The sequence below is a fragment of the Psychrobacillus mangrovi genome, from assembly GCF_037104765.1.
GTDB lineage: Bacteria > Bacillota > Bacilli > Bacillales_A > Planococcaceae > Psychrobacillus > Psychrobacillus mangrovi.
This window is the reverse complement of record NZ_JBAWSY010000020.1, coordinates 1-25631: the sequence shown is the minus strand read 5'-3', so window position 1 is coordinate 25631 and position 25631 is coordinate 1. Positions and strand designations below refer to the sequence as shown.

17 protein-coding genes and 2 riboswitches are annotated in these 25631 nt (G+C 36.9%); of the genes, 16 read left to right on the top strand and 1 reads right to left on the bottom strand.

Translation table 11 applies throughout. From position 1 onward, the window contains the following. Nucleotides 1-283 precede the first annotated feature (283 nt). The 4 genes from WAX74_RS17715 (at nt 284) to WAX74_RS17700 (ending at nt 5625) form a co-directional block, all read left to right on the top strand. Nucleotides 284-874, top strand: coding sequence for a hypothetical protein (locus WAX74_RS17715; RefSeq protein WP_336499000.1), 591 nt, complete (start codon nt 284-286; stop codon nt 872-874). Between the two features lie 128 nt (nt 875-1002). Next, nucleotides 1003-2550: a catalase gene (locus tag WAX74_RS17710; RefSeq protein WP_336499036.1), complete on the top strand. Its 1548-nt coding sequence runs from the start codon at nt 1003-1005 to the stop codon at nt 2548-2550. Nucleotides 2551-2701: 151 nt separating this feature from the next. Continuing rightward, on the top strand, nt 2702-3643 hold the full coding sequence (locus WAX74_RS17705) for an ATP-grasp domain-containing protein (protein ID WP_336498999.1): 942 nt from the start codon (nt 2702-2704) through the stop codon (nt 3641-3643). Nucleotides 3644-4263: 620 nt separating this feature from the next. Then, complete coding sequence (locus tag WAX74_RS17700; protein ID WP_336498998.1) at nt 4264-5625, top strand: FAD-containing oxidoreductase; 1362 nt, start codon at nt 4264-4266, stop codon at nt 5623-5625. 283 nt (nt 5626-5908) lie between these two features. Here the strand turns inward: WAX74_RS17700 and WAX74_RS17695 are convergent, their stop codons facing one another. Continuing rightward, nucleotides 5909-6694 (bottom strand): SDR family oxidoreductase, encoded by a 786-nt coding sequence (locus tag WAX74_RS17695; protein ID WP_336498997.1) that lies wholly within the window; start codon nt 6692-6694, stop codon nt 5909-5911. Nucleotides 6695-6877: 183 nt separating this feature from the next. Between WAX74_RS17695 and WAX74_RS17690 the strand changes: the two genes are divergently transcribed. From WAX74_RS17690 to WAX74_RS17635, 12 genes are all read left to right on the top strand, one after another. Then, entirely contained in the window at nt 6878-7402 is a 525-nt protein-coding gene (locus WAX74_RS17690) for a Rossmann-fold NAD(P)-binding domain-containing protein (protein WP_336498996.1), read from the top strand. A gap of 417 nt (nt 7403-7819) precedes the next feature. Continuing rightward, the gene (locus WAX74_RS17685) at nt 7820-8572 is read left to right on the top strand and encodes an exodeoxyribonuclease III (protein ID WP_336498995.1); all 753 of its coding nucleotides are present in this window, start codon (nt 7820-7822) and stop codon (nt 8570-8572) included. Between the two features lie 100 nt (nt 8573-8672). After that, the gene (locus WAX74_RS17680; RefSeq protein ID WP_336498994.1) at nt 8673-9953 is read left to right on the top strand and encodes an aminotransferase class I/II-fold pyridoxal phosphate-dependent enzyme; all 1281 of its coding nucleotides are present in this window, start codon (nt 8673-8675) and stop codon (nt 9951-9953) included. 139 nt (nt 9954-10092) lie between these two features. Beyond that, on the top strand, nt 10093-12312 hold the full coding sequence (locus WAX74_RS17675; RefSeq protein WP_336498993.1) for an outer membrane protein assembly factor BamB family protein: 2220 nt from the start codon (nt 10093-10095) through the stop codon (nt 12310-12312). Nucleotides 12313-12581: 269 nt separating this feature from the next. Then, nucleotides 12582-14768 (top strand): outer membrane protein assembly factor BamB family protein, encoded by a 2187-nt coding sequence (locus tag WAX74_RS17670; protein WP_336498992.1) that lies wholly within the window; start codon nt 12582-12584, stop codon nt 14766-14768. A 126-nt stretch (nt 14769-14894) separates the two neighbouring features. Next, on the top strand, nt 14895-16373 hold the full coding sequence (locus WAX74_RS17665; protein WP_336498991.1) for a nicotinate phosphoribosyltransferase: 1479 nt from the start codon (nt 14895-14897) through the stop codon (nt 16371-16373). Between the two features lie 5 nt (nt 16374-16378). Next, on the top strand, nt 16379-17206 hold the full coding sequence (nadE, locus tag WAX74_RS17660) for an ammonia-dependent NAD(+) synthetase (protein WP_336498990.1): 828 nt from the start codon (nt 16379-16381) through the stop codon (nt 17204-17206). 146 nt (nt 17207-17352) lie between these two features. Continuing rightward, on the top strand, nt 17353-18303 hold the full coding sequence (locus WAX74_RS17655) for an AAA family ATPase (protein ID WP_336498989.1): 951 nt from the start codon (nt 17353-17355) through the stop codon (nt 18301-18303). After that, entirely contained in the window at nt 18300-19505 is a 1206-nt protein-coding gene (locus tag WAX74_RS17650) for a DUF58 domain-containing protein (RefSeq protein WP_336498988.1), read from the top strand. The genes WAX74_RS17655 and WAX74_RS17650 overlap by 4 nt, the downstream gene beginning before the upstream one ends. Further along, nucleotides 19502-21706, top strand: coding sequence for a DUF4129 domain-containing transglutaminase family protein (locus WAX74_RS17645; RefSeq protein ID WP_336498987.1), 2205 nt, complete (start codon nt 19502-19504; stop codon nt 21704-21706). Before WAX74_RS17650 ends, WAX74_RS17645 begins: the two co-directional genes overlap by 4 nt. A 34-nt stretch (nt 21707-21740) precedes the next feature. After that, a riboswitch (purine riboswitch) is annotated at nt 21741-21842 on the top strand. A gap of 139 nt (nt 21843-21981) precedes the next feature. After that, nucleotides 21982-23535 carry a glutamine-hydrolyzing GMP synthase gene (guaA, locus tag WAX74_RS17640; protein WP_336498986.1) on the top strand — a complete coding sequence of 518 codons (1554 nt, stop codon included), beginning with the start codon at nt 21982-21984 and terminating at the stop codon, nt 23533-23535. Between the two features lie 145 nt (nt 23536-23680). After that, nucleotides 23681-23782, top strand: a riboswitch (purine riboswitch). Between the two features lie 91 nt (nt 23783-23873). Then, nucleotides 23874-25205 carry an NCS2 family permease gene (locus WAX74_RS17635; RefSeq protein ID WP_336498985.1) on the top strand — a complete coding sequence of 444 codons (1332 nt, stop codon included), beginning with the start codon at nt 23874-23876 and terminating at the stop codon, nt 25203-25205. Nucleotides 25206-25631: the final 426 nt, after the last annotated feature.

Below are 25631 nucleotides of genomic sequence, written 5' to 3'. Positions count from 1 at the left end.
CTAACTGACTATTCAATCGACAACTCGTGTAGGTATGTAGTATAAAAAGTAAATTTAAAATATTTAAAATAATAATACTAAATACATATATTTAGTTATTAAAATTTAGTCATTAGACCTAAAATTAAGTGATCCTTTCGTTTAGTGTTATAACCAATAAAAAATATACGTCTGAAGTCGTATATACTTTCCTTCCTAAGCCCGTATGGAAAATATTGCTCTTGTTGGATGATTAGAAAAGAAGATTCGGGGGCAAAATGTTTCCTGTGAACGGGGTGTGGAAATGGAGAAGAACATTTACATTATGTTAAGTAATACTGGAACATTGTTTTCAAAGGCTATAGGTGTGTATACGAGAAAAGAATTAAATCATACGTCTATTTCTTTTGATGAAGAGCTAAACGAAATTTATAGTTTTGGTAGGAAAAATAAAAATAATCCATTTATCGGAGGATTTATTAAAGAGGACGCTTCTAATGGGCTATTTAAGCATGCAACATGTGCAATCTATAAATGCCAGGTGACCTCCCAAGAGTATAATCGAATGCGAAATAAAATTCGCGAAATAGAACGAGAAAAAGAGATGTATAAATATAATTTGATCGGATTATTTGGTGTGGCGATGCAACTAAAATTAGAACGAGAGCATGCCTTTTTCTGCTCACAATTTGTCGCAACTATTTTGAGTGAGTGTGAATCTACAAAGTTACATGTTCCTCCTTGCTTAGTTCAACCTCACCATTTTGAACAGCTTCCAAGCTTAGACCTTATATATAAGGGTGAACTACAAACGTATGTATCTAGCAAAAGAGGCATAGAAGAATTACTGCAAGTTAATGCTTGGGAAAAGTATGCATTTTTCATGCAACATTAATCTTTAATGGGAATATTTACTTCAAAATCGGGAAAGTATATAGAAGTATGAAAACTATATAACTTAAAGGAGGATGAAGTGTGGAAAAAGATCAATCTAACTTTGAAACGAATATTGAGGAAGAGGATATGCTGACGAATAGACAAGGGCATCCAATTACCAACAATCAAAACATTAGAACAGTAGGAAATAGAGGCCCAGCAACACTCGAAAATTATGATTTCATTGAAAAGATTAGTCATTTTGATAGAGAGCGTATTCCAGAACGTGTCGTACATGCTCGCGGTGCTGGAGCTCATGGTTATTTTGAGGCCTATGGCAAGGCTGGTGAAGAAAAGATTTCCAAATATACACGTGCCAAATTGTTTCAAGAAAATGGGAAGCAGACACCAGTTTTCGTTCGATTTTCATCCGTGATTCATGGCGGACATTCTCCAGAAACGTTACGAGATCCTCGTGGTTTTGCAGTAAAGTTCTACACGGAAGATGGGAACTGGGATTTGGTAGGGAACAATTTAAAAATTTTCTTTATTCGAGATGCGATGAAGTTCCCAGACATGATCCATGCTTTTAAGCCAGACCCGATTACAAATATTCAAGATTCCGAGCGCTTCTTTGATTTTTGTGCCAGCTCTCCAGAATCATTTCATATGGTTACTTTTGTTTATTCGCCATGGGGAATTCCTGCAAACTACCGAATGATGCAAGGTTCAGGGGTGAATACGTACAAATGGGTGAATAAGGAAGGCAAAGCTGTCCTAGTAAAATACCACTGGGAACCAAAGCAAGGAATTCGAAATTTGACACAAAAAGAAGCGGAAGAAATACAGGCAAAAAACTTTAATCACGCGACGCAGGATTTATACGATGCGATTGAAAAAGGAGATTTTCCTGAGTGGGAATTACTTGTACAAATAATGAGTGATGATGACCACCCTGAATTAGATTTTGATCCGCTTGATGATACGAAGCTTTGGCCAGAGGATCAATTTCCTTGGAAGGCTGTAGGGAAAATGGTGTTGAATAGAAATCCAGAAGACTATTTTAATGAAGTCGAACAAGTGGCTTTTGGAACAGGAGTCTTAGTAGATGGACTTGATTTTTCCGATGATAAAATGCTTCAAGGAAGAACGTTTTCTTATTCCGACACACAAAGACATCGTGTAGGAGCAAACTATCTGCAATTACCAATCAATGCACCGAAAAAACGTGTAGCAACCAATCAAAGTGGAGGACAAATGGCTTACAGATTGGATAGAGGACCTTTCCAAAATCCGCATATCAATTATGAGCCTTCTATTTTAGATGGTTTGCAAGAAGCAGAGCAATTAGGTGAAGAATACACACCTATGATTAAAGGGAATTTAGTACGTCAATCAATTGATCGGCAAAGCAATACAAAGCAAGCTGGAGAAACATATCGTAATTTTGAGCAATGGGAAAAAACAGAGCTTATTTCTAATCTCGTAAATGACCTAGCTAACTGTGATAAAAGAATCCAGGAAAAAATGATTGCCCTTGCGGAAGAAGCGGACAAAGATTATGGGTATCATTTAAGAGAAGGTTTGAAGAACGCACCAAAAGGCGGTTCGACTAATAAACCTCTTGGTAATATTGACGGTGATGAAGCCCCAGATAATGCAATTCAGCAGAGTAACGAAGCAGAACCATATTAAAAAGATAGCCTCACTTTCTAAGAAATTGGAGAGTGAGGATTTTTTATTGGAATGAACAAATTGACTTTATGAGATTGAAATAGTATAAATACTATAAGTTTAATAGGTATTGATTTTTATTCAAAGAAACTAATATAAAGGAGTAAAACTTATGTCAAAAATATATATTATCCATGAAAATGATGAGTGGACGGTTCATTTAACGAAACGATTAGAAGAATTGAATCTTCCTTATGAGTCTTGGCATTTGGATCAAGGAATTGTAGATTTAACAACGGCACCACCTGAAGGTGTATTTTATAATAGAATGAGTGCTTCTTCTCATACGAGAGGTCATAGATATGCCCCTGAGCTAGCAGGTAGTGTACTTGCTTGGCTAGAGTTCCATGGACGTACTGTATTTAATGGAACAAAGGCATTAAGCTTAGAGTTGAGTAAAATCAATCAGTACACAGCTCTTGAAGCAAGTGGCATCAAGACACCTAAAACAATCGCTGCAGTAGGAGCAAATCAAATTATTTTAGCTGCACAAAAACTTGGAAAGACGCCATTTATAACAAAGCATAATCGTGCAGGTAAAGGACTAGGTGTTCAGTTATTTCAAACGGTTGAAGCTTTGGCAGAGTATGTAAACGGTTCATTGTTTGAAGAACCGGTGGACGGAATTACGCTCATTCAAGAGTATATCCAATCTCCAGATTCCTATATTACTAGAGCAGAGTTTGTTGCTAGAAAATATGTATATGCTGTGAGAGTAGATACTTCAGAAGGGTTCGAGCTTTGTCCAGCAGATTCTTGCCAAATCGGAGATGCATTCTGTCCGGTTGGAGAAGAGCCAGCAATGAAATTTGAAATTAAAGAAGATATAGACGCTTCTTGGATAGAGCGATACGAATCATTCCTCCAAGCAAATAAAATTGATGTAGCCGGAATAGAATTTATTCGTGATGCAAATGGTGTAATGTACACATATGATGTGAATACGAACACAAACTACAATGCCGATGCCGAAGCAAAAGAACAGAAATACGGCATGTTAGAACTTGCTAAATTCTTAGGAGCAGCACTAGAAAAAACAAAAGTGAACGCTTAATAATATAAGAACTACTTTCATTAAATTGGAGGTAGTCTTTTTTATTTGGAAAATCTATGAGGTATCTCAGAAAATCTCGGGTGGATCTCAGAAAATCTCGGAGAATCTCAGAAAATCCCGGGCGGATCTCAGAAAATCTCGGGAATCTCAGAAAATCTCGGAGTATCTCAGAAAATCTCGAGAATCTCAGAAAATCTCGGGTGGATCTCAGAAAATCTCGGGTGGATCTCAGAAAATCTCGGGTGGATCTCAGAAAATCTCGGGTGGATCTCAGAAAATCTCGGGTGGATCTCAGAAAATCTCGAGGGATCTCAGAAAATCCCGGGTGGATCTCAGAAAATCTCGAGGAATCTCAGAAAATCCAGGGTGGATCTCAGAAAATCTCGGGTGGATCTCAGAAAATCTCGAGGAATCTCAGAAAATCCAGGGTGGATCTCAGAAAATCTCAGGGAATCTCAGAAAATCCCGGGTGGATCTCAGAAAATCTTGGAGAATCTCAGAAAATCTCGAGGGATCTCAGAAAATCCCTGGTGTATCTCAGAAAATCCCTAATAAGAAAGGGGCTCTTTTTCGTTTAAATGCTTGCTAAAAAGGAAACAGATAAGGTGGGAGGTTTTAATGTGAAAAATTATGATGCAGTCATTATAGGGTTTGGGAAAGGAGGAAAAACACTCGCTTCTGAGCTTTCAAAACATGGGAAGAAGGTTGCGGTAATTGAAAAGTCTCCGAAAATGTATGGAGGGACTTGTATTAATATTGCTTGCATTCCAACCAAATCATTAGTTCATTCTGCTGACAAAAAACAGTATTCCACTGCTTCTAAAGAGGAATTTTATACAAAGGCTATTGCTCAAAAGGACGAGCTTACCTCTTTCTTAAGAAATAAGAATTTTCATATGTTAGATGATCAAGAAAATATTACTGTTATAACTGGGGAAGCAACTTTCCTAAGTGATAATAAAGTCCAAGTAAAAACCTCAGAGGAGCAGTTTGAGGTAACGGCCAAGCAATTCTTCCTAAACACAGGTGCTAGACCAAACATTCCACCTATTAATGGATTGGAAGAGGCATATCATATATATGATTCGACAACACTCCAAGAGCGTGAAGAGCTACCAGAAAAACTAATCATAATTGGCGGAGGCTATATTGGATTAGAATTTGCTTCGATGTATGCAAACTTTGGTTCTGAGGTAACGATAATCGATGGGAATGAGGAATTCCTGCCGAAAGAAGATCGTGATATTGCAGAAGAAGCAAAGAAAATATTAGAAATGAAAAACATAAAAATCGTTACGAAAAGCAAAGTAGAATCAGTAAAAAATGAGGAAGATGGTGTAGTTGTAACTTATACAGAAAATAACAATAGTACGAAAGTATTTGGAAACGTAGTATTGCTTGCAACAGGAAGAAAACCAAATATAGAAAACTTAGGACTAGAGAATACTACAGTTAAAGTTAATGACCGAGGAGCGGTAGTTGTGGATGATGCTTTAAAAACAACAGCGAATAATATTTGGGCATTGGGTGATGTAAATGGTGGTCCTCAATTTACATATATTTCTTTAGACGATTATCGAATTGTAAAAAATCAACTTTTTGGTGGCGGATCTTATACGAAAAAAAAACGTGGTAATATTCCGTACTCTGTATTCATAGATCCAGTATTATCTCATATAGGTTTGAATGAAAACATGGCAAAGGAAAAGGGGATTGCCTATAAAGTTGTTTCCATGCCAGCTGCTGGAATTCCAAGAGCACGTATTGTAGAACAAACAAACGGGCTTTTAAAGGCACTAATTGATCCTGAATCAAATGAAATATTAGGATGTACGCTGTTTTGTGTAGAGTCAAGTGAGATGATCAATATTGTCAAGCTAGCAATGGAAGCGAAATTGCCTTACACTTTTTTACGAGATATGGTTTTTACTCATCCAACTATGAGTGAATCGCTTAATGATTTGTTTTCAAAGGTGGAATAACGACCAAGCATTGACTCCCTTTCTAACTTCTATAAAATAGGAATATAAAGGGAGTGTTGTTAGATGGGGTTACTTGCTTTCGTTGCTATTTCACTAGCTATCTTATTCGGGTTATTTATATTAGCTATTGCAGTTTTTGTTTTATTAAAAATGTCTAAAAAGTAAAAAGGATGAGCCACTTTTCGATGGTTCATCCTTTTCAAATTTTGGTGGCAGAGGAACTGCCTCCTCGTAAATCATTATTTGCTTGCCACGGCTAAGCAGGTAACTTACGCTTTTCTTATTAGTATTTATATGATTGTCCGCCGTCGATTGGAACAACAGCGGCATTGATGAAGTTAGCTTGATTTGATAATAGGAATGCTACTAAATATGCTACTTCTTCCGGTTTACCAAATCGTTTCATTGGGTTAGGTTGAACGAATTCTTTACCGACTTCTTCCCAATTTTCTCCGCCGATTTGTTTTAATGACCCCTCTACCATTGGCGTCATAATTGCACCTGGTGCAATTGCTTTAATGCTTACTCCAAATTGCCCATATTCAATTGCAGAGTTTCTTGTTAAGCCTACAACACCATGTTTACTTGCTGAGTATCCTGATTGATTACCTACTCCACGGATACCACCGACTGAAGCAGTATTTACTACAGAACCTGAACCTTGTTTTTTCATAACTGCTAATACATATTTTAACCCGTAAAACACTCCGTTTAAATTAATACTAACGACTTTATTGAATTCGTCACTACCGAAATCCTCTGTGAGATTTTGTTTTCCTTCGATTCCAGCATTGTTAAAGAACCCGTCTATACGGCTAAATTTATTAACAGTTTCCTCTACATAATTTTTAACTGCAGCTTCGTCTGCGACGTTTGCAGTAACTAAAAGTATTTCTGCTTCTGGAACTGCTGCTAAAATTACTTTTTTAGTTTCCTCTAGTGATTCACTATTCAAATCAACGAGTGAAAGTTTCGCTCCCTCTTTTGCGACTTGTAAAGCAGCTGCTCGTCCTAGGCCAGATCCTGCACCTGTGATTAATACTACTTGATCATCAAAACGGTTACTCATAATTATTCTTCCTCTCTGTATTTGTTTTGAATTCATATATTTCGAACTCAAAATAAATATATGCCTTTTATTTTTATAAATCAATTTCTTTGCTCAGTTATTGTGCTGCTATTTTTTGTGTATATACTTTTCTAATGTAAGCTAATAACCAGGATTTAAAATAGTGATAAGGGGAGAACGAGGATGAAGCATATTTGTATAATCGGTGGTACGGGAATGCTAGGGGACGTTACAAAGTGGTATGCGGATAAAAACTTTATTGTCTCAGTAGTAGCGAGGAATGGGGAAAAATTAAATCAATTGAAATTATCTTGTTCGAAGCCAGACAATATTAAAGAGAGTTTAGTAGATTACCGAGATTCTAATACATTAGAAGAATCATTGAAAAAGAATATCTACAAATACGGTCCATTTTCAGAGATGGTAATTTGGATGCATGAAGATGGATTATCTTCACTTGAAACAATTTATAAATTACTTGAAGAACAAAGTGTAATTTGGCAGATAATAGGCAGTCAACGAGATACTCAACAATTTCGGACTCAATATCAACCATCAACCGAGGTTGTTTATAATCTTATTCAGTTAGGATTTCAAACAGAAAATAATAGTAGGAGATGGTTGACGAATTCCGAAATTGCGAATGGTGTTATTCAATCAATCCAATCGGGACGTTCATATAATTTAATTGGGGAACTATCTTTTTAATAGGGTCGACTATTTTACATACCTACAATTCAAACAGTATAATAGTTTTAAATAGACAAAGTAACCTGGTCAACAGATCGGGTCTCAGATTGTAGACAAAAGAAAAGAAATTTGGCAAATTGGTCTAGTTCATTATTTTGACTTTTAGTATCAAGAAAAGATTATTCTTCCTGAGTATATATAAAATAATAAGGTAGCATTTTATCGGTTTGGAGATGCGTCCGTTTGACTCCAGCGGGAAAAGCGAGACAGTCGAGACCCTGCAGGAGCATAGCGACGAAGCGGCTCAGCGCTCGCCCGCGGAAAGCGAGCGGTAAGCATCGGAAAACCTTACTATCCTAAATAAAAATATTCGAGTTTGTCTATAGTCTGTAACCTGGTCAACAGATCAGGTTTTTATTTTTGGAGGAAATAGAAATGAAATTAGTTTCATGGAATGTGAATGGAATACGTGCATGTGTACAAAAAGGCTTTTTAGATTATTTTAATGAAGTGAATGCAGATATCTTTTGTTTACAGGAGACGAAGCTGCAAGCAGGTCAGATAGAGTTGCAGTTAGATGGTTATGAACAATATTGGAATTATGCTATAAAAAAAGGTTATTCAGGAACAGCTGTGTTTACGAAGGTAAAACCAATCTCAGTTAAGTATGGAGTAGGAGATCTTGTAACAGAAGATGAGGGAAGAATAATCACTTTGGAGTTTGATGATTTCTTTTTAGTCAATGTTTACACACCAAATGCAAAACGAGACTTAACAAGACTACCTTACCGACTTGATTGGGAAGATGAGATGCGAGCCTATTTGAAAAAGTTGGATACATTAAAACCAGTTATAATGTGCGGAGATTTAAATGTAGCACATGAGGATATAGATCTAAAAAATGCTAAATCTAATAGAGGGAATTCAGGTTTTACTCTAGAAGAACGTGGGAAAATGACGGATTTACTTGCAGAGGGCTTTTTAGATACTTTCCGTTATTTTTATCCAAATCAAGAAGGTGCTTATTCGTGGTGGTCATACATGAATAAAGTAAGAGAGCGTAATATTGGCTGGAGGATTGATTATTTTATTGCTTCCAAAAGATTGGAGCCAAGATTAAAGGGGGCATCGATTGATGCTCATACACTAGGCAGTGATCATTGTCCCGTTATTTTAGAAATTGTTTAGCTTAGAAGAGAAATATTCAATATATTATGAGAAAGGGTATAATACTTTAGCGAAATAGAGTACAATATTTTTAAATCAAATATTATGGAGGTTCCTATAGATGAATGCTTTAGCCGTACAATTAAACGAGAAAATGCAAAAAGAAAATCCTGCGATTTATGAAATGTTATCCGACTTAGGAAAGAACTTATATTACCCAAAAGGTATTTTAAGCCAAAGTGCGGAAGCTGGAAAAAAAGCGCATCGCTTTAATGCAACAATCGGGATAGCTACGGAAAATGGAGAACCAATGCATTTTCGTCATATACAAGGGAAGCTTGATTATAACCCTAAAGATATATATCCTTATGCACCACCACAAGGTAAAGAGGCACTTCGTTCAGTATGGAAAGAAAAGCTACTGGTTGATAATCCATCCATGCAAGGTAAATCATTTGGTACGCCAATTGTAACGAGTGCACTTACACATGGTCTAAGTATTGCAGCTGATTTGTTTATGGATGCTGGTGATGTACTGGTTACACCTGAGCAGTACTGGGGTAACTATAATACCGTTTTTCAAATTAGAAGAGGTGGCCGTGTAGAAACATTCCCTTTATTCAATGATAATGGTGGATTCCATGTGGAAGCTTTCCGTAAGACACTAGCTAACCAAAAGGAAAAAGCAATTGTGCTTTTGAATTTCCCAAATAATCCAACAGGCTATACACCATCTGTAGAGGATGCAGAAGCAATTGTTCAAGTATTAAAAGATGTTGCTGAATCTGGAACAAAGCTAGTCGTATTATTGGATGATGCGTATTTCGGATTGTTCTATGAGGATTCGATTAAAGAATCACTATTCGGCTTATTAGCTGGGGTGCATTCAAATATTTTACCGATTAAAATTGATGGTGCAACAAAAGAAAACTATGTTTGGGGATTCCGAGTAGGTTTTATAACGTACGCTGCTACACCAGATGTATTGGATGCCTTAGAACAGAAAACAAAAGGAATTATTCGAGGAACTGTTTCAAGTGGTGCTCATATTTCACAAACGGTTCTTTTGGAATCACTTCAATCAGAAGAATTTTTAAAAGAAAAAGAAGAGAAGTTTCAAATCATGCAAGGAAGAGCAGTGAAAACAAAACAAGTACTTGCTAATGAAAAGTTTGCACCTTATTGGTCATACTATCCGTTTAACTCAGGTTACTTTATGTGCTTGAAATTAAATAACCTTGATGCTGAAACGTTAAGACTTCATTTGTTGGACCAGTATGGAGTGGGTGTGATTGCAAGCAATACAACAGATATTCGTGTAGCATTTTCATGTGTAGAGGAATCAGATATCGAAGAATTATTTGATTTAATCTATGCAGGATGCGTAGACTTAACTAAATAAGAAACGACATATATATAACTGCTCATGAGTTCAATCTCATGGGCAGTTTTTTTATTTATAGTATGAAAGCGTTAACATTTATCTTGAACTTGAAACATAAACTATTGAATAGGAATTTAATAGATTAAGGGGGAATGAGATGCGAAGCAGAGGGTTATCAGTATGGGCAAAAATCTTTATAGGTTCATTAATTGTTTTTGTAGTTTTATTAATGATATATCTAGTAGCAGCTTATGAGAACTTGGATAAAGAGAACGAAGAAGTTCCGTATGCCGGCATAACAGTAAAAGAAGGACCAGTAAAAGAAGAACCAGTGAAAGAAGAACCAGATAAAGAAACCAAAATAGTACCAAGTCCATCTAATCCAGATATAAAAGTGGATTATGCATCAACAGAATGGACGACACATGGTGGCGATTATTACAATAGACGTTATTCGACGTTAAATCAGATTACTACAGAAAATATCGGTGATTTAAAACCTACTTGGGTTAGTAGCTTAGGTGGATCAGGAGCAGAGGGGAAACACTCTGGTGAAGCAACTCCAATAGTAGTGGATGGTGTGATGTATATTGCAACAGGGGCAAACGACGTTTTCGCTATTGATGCGAAAACAGGAGAACAAGTTTGGGCATATAAGCCTGATATTCCACAGGAGATGGATACAGTTTGTTGTGGATGGACAACACGCGGCGTTGCAGTAGGAGATGGAAAAGTATATGTAGGATTATTAGATGCACGACTTATTGCTCTTGATCAAAAAACAGGTGAATTACTATGGGAAACAGTAGTAGCAGAGTGGGAGGAAGGATACACGGTAACGAGTGCACCGCTTTACTATAATGGTAAGGTTTATACTGGTGTATCTGGCGGAGAATATGGTATTCGTGGTCGCGTGATGGCATATGATTCGGATTTAGGATTTGAAGTTTGGAGATTCTATACAATTCCTGGGCCTGGAGACATTCATGGCGATACATGGCCTTCCGATAATGATGCTTGGATAACAGGTGGTGCTCCAGTATGGAATACACCGGCAGTAGATCCAGAGCTTGGTTATATATATTTTGCAACAGGAAATGCTGCGCCAGATATAGACGGTAGCAACCGAGAAGGGGATAATCTATACAATAACTCGGTAGTAGCATTGAATGCGGAAAACGGAGATTATGTATGGCACTTCCAAGAAGTACATCATGATATTTGGGATATGGACCCAGCAAATCCAGTCATTTTATACGATGTTGAAATGGATGGGAAAATGCGCAAAGGTCTTGGCCAAGCAGGTAAAACCGGTTGGATTTATTTCTTAGATCGTACGGATGGAACACCATTAGTAGGAATCGAAGAAAAACCAGTACCACAAGATGAACGTCAAAAAACATCTCCAACTCAACCGTTTCCAATAGGAGACGCATTTGTTCCACAAGGTGTAACAGAGGAAGATGTGAAAAAGGATTTAGGACCTGAATTTACAGGTGAGATTGGAGATATTTTTACACCATTTTGGGATGTACCAATTACCCTTAAACCAGGGACATTTGGGGGAGCAAACTGGCCACCTTCTGCATACAATCCTGATACCGAGTATTACTATGTTCTAGGCGCTGATAATTACTTCTCTTTTGAAAGAAGAGAGTTAATGGAATTTCAAGAAGGTGATATGTATTTAGGAAGTATTTTTGGCCCTGTATTAGATGCTCCAGCAAGAGGAACGGTTACTGCAATTGATGTTAAAACGAATAAAATTGCTTGGCAACATAATTGGGATTCAATTGCATACAGCGGAGTCTTAACAACTGCAGGAAATCTTGTTTTTGTAGGACATAATGATGGTCGTCTCATAGCGTACGATGCAAAAACAGGAGAACAGGTTTGGGAGTACATGATGGATGCAGGTGCCAACGCTCCGTCAGTCACATATGAAATTGATGGAGAGCAATATATCTCCATTTATGCAGCAGGAAACGCACTTGCAGGATCAAAACATGGAGATAAAATATACACATTTAAGTTAGGTGGAACTTTACCTGAAGGGCAAGTAGTTGATGCTTCCATTAAAGCTTCTACATCGACAACAGATGATACAACAGAAGGTGAAACAGTAAGTGCAAACCCTGATAAAGGAATATCTGTTTATGATGCAAACTGTTTAGCATGTCATGGTAATCAAGGGGCAAATGGACATAATGGTCCAAATCTACAAAATAGCAAAGTTGCAGAAAATAGAGAGCAAGTTATAGAACGGCTCACTAATGGTGGATCTTCAATGCCATCATTCAAGGATACATTAACTGCTGAAGAAATGGAGGCAGTTGCAGATTATGTAGTATCTGTAATATCTCCGCAAGGTAACTAAATACCATATAAAAATTGTCCAAGAGATCAACTCTTGGGCATTTTTTTATTTTCTTAAGTTGATAAATATTTACATGTGTTGTTTCTGCTAAAACTCGTAGCAGAAACTTTTTTATGAGTATCAAGAAATTATAAATATACTATCATTTGGAAATGAAGACGTTAACATTTATTTTGAATTCGAAAGAAAATATATTGTATTAAGTATTTAGTAGCAGTATAATAGTTTTGCAATTGTTACAAATAAGTGTATAAAAAGGGGAAAAGGTAATGAAAAAAGGAACATCTATATGGGCACAAATATTTATAGGTTCAGTGATTGCCCTTGTGGTAATCTTTGGTCTTTATCTAGTATCAGATAAAGAGGAAGAAGTTGCAGACACAGGTGTGTCGGTAAAACAAGAGACAAAAGAAGAACCAGTGACAGAAACAAAAGTAGCAGGAAAAGTAGCACCAAGTCCTTCCAATCCAGATGAAAAGGTAGATTACGCTTCTACTGAATGGGCTACTCATGGTGGAGATTACTACAATCGACGTTATTCAATGCTAAATAAAATTACAACAGAAAATATAGGGGATTTAAAACCTACTTGGGTTAGCAGCCTAGGCTCTGGTGCTGATGGTAAATACTCAGGTGAAGCTACTCCATTAGTAGTGGATGGAGTGATGTATGTTGCTACTGGTGCGAATGATATTTTCGCTTTAGATGCAAAAACAGGTGAACAGATTTGGGCTTATACACCTGATATTGAGCAAGAGATGGACACGGTTTGTTGTGGATGGACAACCCGCGGTGTAGCAGTCGGGGATGGTAAAGTGTATGCCGGACTTCTCGATGCCCGTTTAATCGCACTTGACCAAAAAACAGGTGAATTATTATGGGAAACAAAAGTAGCCGAGTGGGAAGAAGGGTACACTATTACAAGTGCTCCTTTATACTACAACGGTAAAGTTTATACGGGAGTAGCTGGAGGGGAGTATGGTATTCGCGGACGAGTAATGGCATATGATTCTGACTTAGGTTCTGAAGTATGGCGTTTCTATACTATTCCTGGACCAGGAGATGTAGATGGGGATACATGGCCTTCTGATAATGATGCCTGGTTAACTGGTGGTGGTCCAGTTTGGAATACCCCTGCGGTAGATCCAGAGCTTGGCTATATCTATTTTGCAACAGGTAATACAGCTCCTGACTTAGACGGTAGTAACCGTGAAGGTGATAATTTATATGCAAACTCCGTTGTAGCGGTGAACGCTGAAAATGGGGATTATGTATGGCATTTCCAAGAAGTACATCATGATATTTGGGATATGGACCCAGCAAACCCAGTTATTTTATACGATGTTGAAATGGATGGGAAAATGCGTAAAGGACTTGGACAAGCAGGTAAAACCGGATGGGTTTATTTCTTAGACCGTACAGATGGAACTCCACTTGTTGGGATTGAAGAAAAAGAAGTTCCACAATTAGCAGAACAAAAAACATCACCAACACAACCTTTTCCAGTTGGAGATGCATTTGTTCCACAAGGTGTATTCCAAGATGATATCGATCGTGATTTAGGTGAAGAATTTGAAGGGAAAGTCGGCGATATTTTTACGCCATTCTGGGAGGAACCAATTACACTTAAACCTGGTCCTCAAGGCGGAGCAAACTGGCCTCCATCTGCCTACAATCCCGATACAGAGTACTATTATGTGTTAGGGAATGATACGTACTTCTCATTTGCAAGACAAGAAGACGAAGCATTTGAAGAAGGATCCATGTATATTGGTAGTATTATGCAACCAGTTTCCAATGCACCACAACGCGGAACAATAACAGCACTTGATGTGAAAACGAATAAAATTGCTTGGCAAGTTGATTGGGATCAGGTTGCTTACAGTGGTATATTAACTACAGCAGGAAATCTTGTATTTGTTGGTCATAATGATGGTCGTCTAATTGCATTTGATGCAAAAACAGGTGATCAGGTTTGGGAGTATATGATGGATGCTGGTGCTAATGCTCCTGCTGTCACATATGAAATTGATGGGGAACAATATTTAGCAATATATGCTGCAGGTAATGCACTAGCTGGAACAAAACATGGTGACAAAGTTTATACATTTAAATTAGGTGGTACATTACCAGAGGGTCAAGTAATTGATGCTTCAGCTAAAAAAGATCCTAAAACAGAAAAGGCAGAAGCAACTGAGGGCGAAACTGTGAGTGCAAATCTTGGACTTACTACTTATACTAATAGTTGTATAGCTTGTCATGGAGACCAAGGAGCAAATGGCCATAATGGACCAAATCTTCAAGACAGTAAAGTTGCGGAAAATAGAGAAGATGTTCTTGAGCGAATAACAAATGGTGGTAATTCAATGCCGGCATTTAAAGATACACTTACTCAGGAAGAGATTGACGCAGTTGCAGACTACATTGTAACAATTGTTTCTCCGATGGGTAAATAATAACTATATAAACTAGGACCAGTCATCTTTTGATGGCTGGTCTTTTTATAGTGCTTAAATATCCAAGATTAAGGGTAAATAGTGTATACTGTGTTCATAAGTTATGTTATGGAGAAGGGGATACTCATGAATAAAAATTATCCAGACGACGGTTTAGCATTACATACTGATTTATACCAAATTAATATGACCGAATCCTATTGGGCAGATAATATGCATGAAAGAAAAGCAGTGTTTGAATTATTCTTTAGAAAGCTACCATTCGGAAATGGGTATGCAATATTTGCAGGATTAGAAAGATGCCTAAATTATTTGCGCGACTTTCATTTTACAGAAAGTGATTTAGCTTATTTACATGATGAACTCGGATACAGAGAGGATTTTATCGAGTATTTACGCACTCTTCGATTTACTGGCGATGTGTATTCAATGGTAGAAGGCGAGCTTGTATTTCCAAATGAGCCTATCATGCGTATAGAATCTACTTTGGCAGAAGCACAGCTAGTGGAAACTGCACTATTAAATATTGTTAATTATCAAACGCTAATTGCAACAAAAGCTTCACGAATCAAACAAGTAGTGAAAGATGAAATTGCTATGGAATTCGGTACTAGAAGAGCTCAGGAAATGGATGCGGCGATTTGGGGAACACGAGCTGCTTATATTGGTGGAATTGAGTCGACTAGTAATGTTCGTGCTGGAAAAATGTTCGGTATTCCTGTCTCGGGCACACATGCGCATTCTCTTGTACAAGCTTATAAAAGTGAATATGAGGCTTTCCATTCGTATGCAAAGCGCCATAAAGATTGTGTTTTCTTAGTGGATACCTATAATACATTGAAAACCGGCGTTCCAACTGCTATTAAAGTAGCGAAAGAACTTGGTGATAAAATTAATTTTATAGGGATTCGTTTGGATTCTGGGGATATCTCCTTCCTTTCAAAAGAATCTAGAAAAATGCTAGATGCTGCTGGGTTTCCAAATGCAAAAATTATTGTATCGAATGATTTAGATGAATATACAATTTTAAACTTAAAAGCACAAGGAGCAAAAGTGGATAGCTGGGGTATTGGGACAAAGCTTATTACAGCCTACGATCAGCCTGCACTAGGAGCTGTCTACAAAATTGTATCTATTGAAGATGATCATGGAGTTATGCAGGATACGATCAAAATTTCATCGACAACCGAAAAAGTAACAACTCCAGGACAAAAAAAGCTATACCGAATTATTGATAAAGAAAACGGTAAAGCAGAAGGTGACTATATTACGATGCATGATGAAGATCCAACCCATGAGAAACGATTAAAAATGTTCCACCCGGTTCACACTTTTGTATCGAAGTTTGTAACGAACTTTGAAGCAAAGGATTTACATGTAAAAGTGATTGAGAAGGGTCAAGTTATTTATAATATCCCGGAATTGAATGATGTACGCAAATACGCACATGACAATTTAGATTTACTTTGGGATGAGTATAAACGGTCCCTTAATCCAGAAGAATATCCAGTCGATTTAAGTCAGAAGTGTTGGGACAATAAAATGCGTAATATTCAAGAAGTCAAAGAAATGGAACACAACTTTATTTTACAAAATGGAGGTTGATATAGATGACAACAATGCAACAAGAAATTATTGAAGCGTTGAAGGTTAAACCGAACATTGATGTGGAAGAGGAAATTCGTGCAAGTATTGATTTCATGAAAGATTATTTAAAGAAGCATTCGTTTTTAAAAAGTATGGTATTAGGTATATCGGGTGGACAAGATTCTACGTTAGTCGGAAAACTTGCACAGCTTGCGGTCAATGAGTTGAACGAAGAAGTGGGAGAAGATAAATATTCTTTCGTCGCTGTTAGTTTGCCATTTGGTGTGCAATTTGATGAAGTGGAGCGTCAAGATGCACTGGAGTTTATTCAACCATCCAAACGTATTACTATTAATATAAAAGAGGCAGTAGAAGCCAGTGCACGAGCGCTTACAGAAGCGGGAATAACCCTTTCCGATTTTGCTAAAGGAAATGAAAAAGCTAGAGAACGAATGAAAGCACAATATTCAATTGCTGCAATGTACAATGGTATTGTGTTAGGTACAGACCATGCAGCTGAAGCTGTCACTGGCTTTTATACAAAATACGGCGATGGTGGTGTAGATTTAACTCCTATTTTCCGTTTGAATAAAAGGCAAGGAAGACAATTGCTGAAACATTTGGGTTGTCCCGAACATTTATATTTAAAAGTGCCAACAGCTGACTTAGAAGAAAATAGACCCGCTATTCCTGATGAAGTCGCTTTAGGTGTTACGTATGAAGAAATCGATAATTATTTAGAGGGTAAAGAAGTATCGAAAGAAGCAGCAGATGTAATAGAAGGCTATTACAAGCGCTCCATGCATAAACGTAATATGCCTATAACTGTTTTTGATGATTTTTGGAAATAATAAATGAAGCCGAGCTACTCTTAGGAGATAGTTCGGCTTTTTACGTTCTTTTTAATTTGTATTATTTTGTAATTTTAGGTATGCTAATTATATATTTTATTAATTTTCTAACTAATCTATCAATAGCGGACTCTGGGGGAAATCAGATGAATGAACTAGTTCAGATTCAAGATATTATTGCAAATATAGAAAGAGTAATGATCGGAAAGAAGAACATAGCAGAGTTAGCTGTAGTTGCATTACTAGCAGATGGACATATATTACTAGAAGATGTGCCTGGGGTAGGAAAAACAATGATGGTGCGTGCTCTTGCAAAATCGATTGGTGCTGATTTTAAACGAATCCAATTTACGCCGGATTTATTGCCATCAGATGTAGTCGGAGTGTCTATCTATAATCCAAAGGAAATGGAATTTGAATTTAGACCCGGTCCAATATTAGGTAATATCGTTTTGGCCGATGAAATAAACAGAACTTCACCAAAAACACAGTCTGCCCTTTTAGAAGGAATGGAGGAAGCGTCTGTTACGATTGATGGTATTACAATGCCGATACCAAAGCCTTTTTTCGTAATGGCAACGCAAAACCCGATTGAGCATGAAGGGACTTATCCACTTCCAGAGGCACAGTTAGATCGTTTTCTCATGAAGTTGAAGATGGGCTATCCGCATCCGAGTGAAGAAATAGAAGTTTTAAATAGATTAGAGAAAAGAATGCCGATTGATGAGTTAGATTCCGTTGTATCTTTGGAAGAGTTGATATTCCTTCAAAAGAAAGTAAAAGACGTCAAAGTAGATGACACGATGAAGGGATATATTGTCGATTTAGCTAGTCGGACGAGAGAGGATACATATATTTATCTTGGTGTCAGTCCAAGGGGGTCTATCGCTTTAATGAGAGCATCTCAAGCATTTGCGATGCTCAAAGGTAGAGATTATGTAATTCCAGATGATATACAATATCTAGCTCCATTCGTATTTTGTCACCGAATTATTTTAAGACCTGAAGCCCGCTATGATGGTATTTCTACAGAAGAGGTACTTTCTCGTATTATTAAAAAAACTCCAGTTCCTATTAAGAGGAAAGTAAGTCAATGATGAGAGGCTTAAAGCAACTAAAGAAGCTAAAAGGTGTTATTAGTGTATTCATCCTTCTAGTTGCTAGTTTTGTATATGCTATGTTTCAAGGAGGATTTGTTAGTTGGTTTCTTTTTTACCTCGTCGTACCTCTATCTATCTACTCTTTACTTTTATTCATTTATCCAATTTCTAAAATAAAAGTAGAAAGAAAGATTGAGACCCGAGAAATATATAGTGGAGGGAAGTTTTCTGCCACGATTCTTGTTAAAAGAAATAATCGTTTTCCGCTTATGTATACATCATTTGAGGAAAAGGTTAGTGACAGTTTGCAGCAGTCAACGCAATGGAAACAAATTACATTTTGGGGAATGAAAAAAGAATATAAGTGGACGTATGAAATAGAACAAATACCGCGAGGCGAGCATGAACTCGAAGGAGTAATTATTAGTGTTAGTGATTTATTTGGTTGGGAAAAGAAAGAAGTGTTTATTCCTAATAAGAAAACAATCTTAGTTTTTCCTAACTTAACGGATATGGTTTATATTCCAATAGAATCGAGATACGATCAAGGAGCTGCAGCGTCGAGAATACAAGCAATGAAAGATACTTCTATGGCTACAGGGGTGCGTTCGTATCAACCTGGGGATCGTGTTTCCTGGATTCATTGGAAATCGTTTGCTCGGACACAAACTTTAAAGACGAAAGAATTTGAAGATCGACAATCGCAGGACTTGTTTGTTCTGATGGATCGAAATCCCTCTGCGTTATTTGAGGATATTGTAGATTTGACTGCTTCTATAATGCAATCAATTGTGCGAAGTCAGGCATCTACTGCGTTCCTTTCCATTGGGGACACAAGATTTTATATACCTACCGTTCAAAGTGAGGAGCAGCTTCACAGGGTGCTATATCATTTAACGAAGGTTCATGCAGATTTGAAGAAACCAATAGAGCAAATGATTTTAAACGACTTAGCAATAGGACAAGCAACCTCCCTCTTATATATAACGAGCAATCTGACGTATGAATGGATAGACAGTATTCAAAAAACAGCAACTAATTTACGCGTTTGTACTTGCTTTCTAGTAAAAGGAAAAGAGCTTAAGTTAAAACGAGAAGAGAGTTCATTGCATCAATACGCTGCTAGCAGGGGAATTGCCGTTCAAGTTATTACGAAGGAGCGATTTGCCCAAGCGTTTTTGGAGGTGAATCGTTCGTGAACGGAAGACTACAAACTTCATTTTTATCATTTGTTATCTACTTTTTTGTTTTTATACTATTAGTTGAATGGCTGAAACCAGTAATAGAGTTGACTGATACGGATCATTTAAAATTGTTTAGTTTATTTTTAGCTCTATCGTTTTTATTTTATTATGTAAAATTAAATTGGAAATTTACTATTCCGATTAAAATACTATTTATTAGTTGGGTGCTTGTTGCTATTCATACGGACCTATCCTTTTTCTCTAGCGATTCACTATCTTATTTAGTTAATACTTTACAGGAAAATGTGAAGTTCTTAATCTTTCAGCAATGGCAAGAAGTGACAGACTCTTTTCGTACGTTATTATTTTTTATCCTTTTGTGGATGACAACTTATTTATTGAATTATTGGATTCGTATAAGGAAAAATATACTATTATTTTTTGTATTAACGGTATTATTTATTACTATTCTTGATACGTTTACATCATATAATGGTGAAAAAAGTATCGCTATTGTATTAATAAGTGGATTCATAATTAGTGGCTTATTATATGCTCAAAAAGTAATGACTGAAAATAAAGTACAAGCATCAAGTAAATTTCTCTTTTCTACAGTAGTCACTCTTTTTGGGTTGATGGCAGTTAGCGGAGCCATCGCATATGCTTTGCCAAAAGCCGGACCTAGTTGGCCAGATCCAGTACCATTTTTAACTTCATCTAATCCTTTGGCAGAAGGAAAGGAGAGTGGAAAAGGGGGGATTGTTACCCGGAAAGTAGGTTATGGTGAAAACGATGAGAAGTTAGGTGGAGCTTTTCTTAGTGATGATACGCCAGTATTTACTGCGGTTGTTCCAAGAAAACAATATTGGAAAATTGAGACGAAGGATACGTATACTTCTAAAGGATGGGTTCAATCAGAGGGCGAACCTCAGATTACTAGTTATGAGGTAGGGACACCAATTGTTTTGGATATTCCGCCAGGCAGTCAGGAAAAAAATGCATTGGCAAATATAGAAATGAACCAAACATTTAATTTTGATTTTATCATGCAATCTTATGGGTTAACGAATGTAAGCACAGAAGAACCCGTCACGCTTTCTCTCGATGAAGCAAACCAAAAAATAACAAGCTATAGCAATGGAAATTTATCTCCTCTTGTAAGTTATGACCTTTTGTATAGTGAACCTGTTTATAGCTTGAAGGCTCTTCGAGGACAGACAGAAGAAAGCTTGAATGGCTTAACAAGTGATTTTGATCGATATTTACAATTACCGGATACGCTTCCTACTAGAGTAAGGGATTTAGCTGTTTCCATAACGGAAAACAATAACAGCTTGTATGACAAAGCTAAATCCATCGAACGATACTTTAGTAGAAATGGTTTTCGCTACAGTCAGACATTATCGGCAATCCCTACTGGAGATACAGATTATGTGGATCAGTTTTTGTTTGATACAAAGATAGGGTATTGTGATAATTTTTCTACTTCGATGGTTGTTATGTTAAGGTCGTTGGGTATTCCTGCAAGATGGGTTAAAGGTTTTACTGCTGGTGAAATTGTTGGAAATAATAATGGCGTACCAGTTTATGAGATAACAAATAATAATGCGCACTCCTGGGTAGAAGCGTATTTTCCAGAGGTAGGCTGGATGAATTTTGAACCGACTATCGGTTTTTCAAATAGTCCTAATTTGGAGTTTGATTTGGATATTAGCACGAGTGAAGACGATATACCAGTTCCTCCTGCAGAACAAAAGCCAGAGAAAGAAGAGACTGATAAAGAAAAGACAGAAGTTTCTAAAGCCTTTACAGAAGTAATGAAAGATGGACTAAAATGGATATCTGAAAGAAAAGCGCTCATTTTCTGGTCATTGTTTGGAGTCTTAATATTGAGTTTACTAGCATATCAATACAGAAGAAAATGGATTTCCAAAGTGCTCATACCTGCTTATCGTATGCGAAAAAATGATTGGGATACATTTGAAAAAATGTACCATTCACTACTAAAACAACTCAGCTCTTATGGACTTGATAAAGACCAAGGGCAAACGCTGAGCGATTATGCGAAGAGCATAGATACCTACTTCGGAGGTAGTCACATGAGGAAGCTGACCCAGACGTATGAAAAAGGTTTTTATGGAGATAATCAAGATGAGGTTGATTACAATTTAATGAGAGAAAGTTGGGAAAATTTAATCAATCAGTTAAGCGGTTGATTTTAGGCGCTACAACCTGTAAACTGAAGTCAAATTAAATTGCCCAAGTTGCCCTCGTATATGTCCGATAATATGGTTCGGATGTTTCTACCAAGTTACCGATAATAACTTGACTATGAAGGTGGATGCAGTCATGTCTTTTTGACACTTTTGCATTCACCTTTTTGATGTAGAGAACATAAGCGCGTAGAAAGAGGTTATACTTTCTTATGCGCTTTTTTTATTCAGCAATTAGGATGCAAACTTGAAATACTTAAAAGAAGAGGTGTATGCAAATGTCTTCAACTCCATTGTTGAAAGAACAAGAAAAAATTGTCGTGCTAGATTTTGGTAGTCAATACAATCAATTGATTACGCGTCGTATTCGTGAATTTGGAGTGTATAGTGAGCTTCACCCACATACTGTTACTGCAGAAGATTTAAAGAAAATGAATGCAACAGGAATTATTTTCTCTGGTGGGCCAAATTCCGTTTATGATGAAAATGCATTTCATATTGACCCAGCGATTTATGAAATCGGCGTGCCAATTTTAGGTATTTGTTACGGAATGCAATTAATGTCTCAACATTTTGGTGGGAAAGTAGAAAAAGCTTCTCATCGTGAATATGGTAGAGCAGAAATTAATGTGAAAAATGCTACTGCATTATTTGGACAACTTCCAACAGACCAAATTGTTTGGATGAGCCACGGAGACCATGTAACTGTTGCTCCGGAAGGCTTTGAAGTAATAGCAACAAGCCCTGCATGTGAAGTAGCTGCAATGGCGAATGAAGAGAAAAATTTATACGCTGTACAATTCCATCCTGAAGTAAGACATTCTATTTACGGTATCGAATTACTTCGTCAATTCGTATTTGATGTTTGTCATGCAAAAGGCGATTGGTCAATGGAAAGCTTTATTGAAATGGAAATCGAAAAAATTCGTCAAGAAGTAGGCGACAAAAAGGTTCTTTGTGCCCTAAGTGGTGGAGTAGATTCTTCTGTAGTTGCTGTTTTGATTCATAAGGCTATTGGTGACCAATTGACTTGTATGTTCGTGGATCATAACCTACTTCGTAAAGATGAAGCAGAAGGTGTTATGCAAACTTTTTCAGAAGGCTTCCATATGAATGTTATTAAAATTGATGCTCGCGAACGTTTCATGAGCAAGCTTGCTGGCGTTTCTGACCCTGAGAAGAAACGTAAAATTATTGGTAATGAATTTATCTACGTATTTGATGACGAGGCTTCTAAGTTAAAAGGAATGGATTTCCTTGCACAAGGAACTTTATATACAGACATTATTGAAAGCGGAACAGCTACTGCACAAACAATTAAGTCTCACCACAATGTAGGTGGACTTCCAGAAGATATGCAGTTCAAACTTATCGAGCCTTTAAAAACATTATTTAAAGATGAAGTACGTGCACTTGGTACAGAGCTTGGTTTACCAGATGAAATCGTTTGGCGTCAACCATTCCCAGGTCCAGGTTTAGCAATTCGTGTACTTGGCGAAGTAACAGAAGAGAAATTAGAAATCGTTCGTGAATCAGATGCAATTCTTCGTGAGGAAATTGCCAAAGCTGGTTTAGAACGCGACATTTGGCAATACTTTACCGTGCTACCTGATATCCGCAGTGTTGGGGTAATGGGTGATGCACGTACGTACGATTACGCAATCGGTATTCGTGCAGTAACTTCTATTGACGGAATGACTTCTGACTGGGCACGTATCCCTTGGGACGTATTAGAAAAAATTAGCGTACGTTTAGTAAATGAAGTTCCACACATTAACCGCGTACTGTATGATGTTACGAGCAAGCCACCAGCAACTATTGAGTGGGAATAGTAATAAAAAGTCTAAAATCCAATTCGTGGATTTTAGATTTTTTTTATATATGATGAAATTTTCAGAATAACGAACTATAAGTGATTTTTTTAAAACAATGTTCGGATTTGGTATTGATTTTTAAATTTAATAGTGTTATATTACTATCATAATTTGAATATGTCGTCGTATAACGTTGGGAATAAGGCCCAAAAGTCTCTACCGAATCACCGTAAATGATTCGACTACGATTAGTTTGAAAGATTTATACTTTCACTGATTAAAGACTTTAAAGCATACGACCGTTTAATAGGTCGTATGCTTTTTCTCGTTATCGAGACAAAAAAATGGAGGATCTCATGAAAAAGTATTTTCAATTTGAAGAACTAGGGACAAACTATCGCAACGAGATTATTGGTGGTTTAACAACATTTCTAGCGATGGCATATATCCTAGTAGTAAACCCTATGACTCTATCACTTGAGACAGTAAAAGGTTTACCAGATTTTATGTATATGGATAAAGGATCGGTATTTACAGCTACAGCTATCGCAGCTGCTATCGGATCGATCTTGATGGGTGCTATAGCAAGGTATCCGATTGCCCTTGCTCCTGGTATGGGTCTTAATGCATTTTTTGCTTACACTGTAGTATTAACTTATGAAATCCCTTGGCAAGTTGCCTTGACAGGCGTTTTATTTTCAGGAATCATTTTTATTCTTCTTTCATTATCAGGAATTCGAGAAACAATTATCAATGCTATACCAGCAGAGTTAAAATATGCAGTTGGAGCAGGTATTGGTTTATTTATTACATTCGTTGGTTTACAAAATTCTAAAATTATCGTTTCGAATCCAGCAACAGTAGTAGGACTAGGTGACTTTTCGGATCCTAATATTCTATTAACAATCTTTGGACTTGTTATTACAGTTATTATGATGGTGAAAGGAATTAAAGGTGGAATTTTTTACGGAATGTTGATTACAGCTATCGCAGGAATGATTTTCAGCCTTGTGCAGATTCCTGATGCAATAGTCGGAAGCGTACCAAGTATGGCCCCAACATTCGGTGTTGCCCTTGATGCGATCTTCAATGATCCTGCAACTTTATTAACAACTCAATTTTTAGTTGTAGTACTAACATTTTTATTTGTAGACTTTTTTGATACTGCAGGTACGTTAATTTCAGTTGCTAACCAAGCTGGATTAATGAAGGGTGATAAATTGCCCCGTGCAGGAAAAGCCTTGTTAGCAGATTCCGTTGCAACAGTTGCAGGAGCTATATCAGGTACTTCTACTACAACTTCTTATGTAGAATCTACTGCTGGTGTGGCAGCTGGTGCAAGAACTGGATTCGCGGCAATAGTTACAGGTGTTTTATTCCTTTTATCATTGTTTTTCTACCCCGTATTAAGTGTAGTCACTTCTTATGTAACTGCACCAGCTTTGATCATAGTTGGGGTTTTGATGGTATCGTCATTAGGACAAATTGATTGGAAACGATTTGAAGTTGCTGTTCCGGCATTTTTCGTAATCCTTGCAATGCCATTAACTTATTCAATTGCTACTGGTATTGCTATAGGATTTCTCTTCTATCCTATTACAATGATTGTTGCGGGCAGAATAAAAGAAATACATCCAATTATGTATGGTTTATGGGTAGTGTTCCTTTGTTACTTTATATTCTTATAATCTATTCTTAAGTAGGAGAGGCAAAGTGCCTCTCTTCTTTTTTTTTTTATAAAGTTTTTTGTGTAACTAATGTTACTAAATATATAGAAGGATTTTAAAACTCTATTGAAAATAAACTCTCGACCTTTGGAAATAAAGGGATTTCAAGATACGACAATATATCCGAAAATATAGTTGAATATTTCAGAATAAAATGTTATTATGTTTTTACATCTTTTTATGTTTTTTGGTGTTGACGAAGCATGTAAAAGGGTGTTAAGATACAAAGGTCGCCAAAACAAAACGGCAACATAAACAAAATGAACATTGAAAACTGAACATGCAAAACGTTAAGACATATAGCTTGATAGACTAGCTTCGGTTAGTCAGATAGCAAACAATTTTGACATCATTTAATGATGATGCCAGCAAAACAAAATGAGCTTT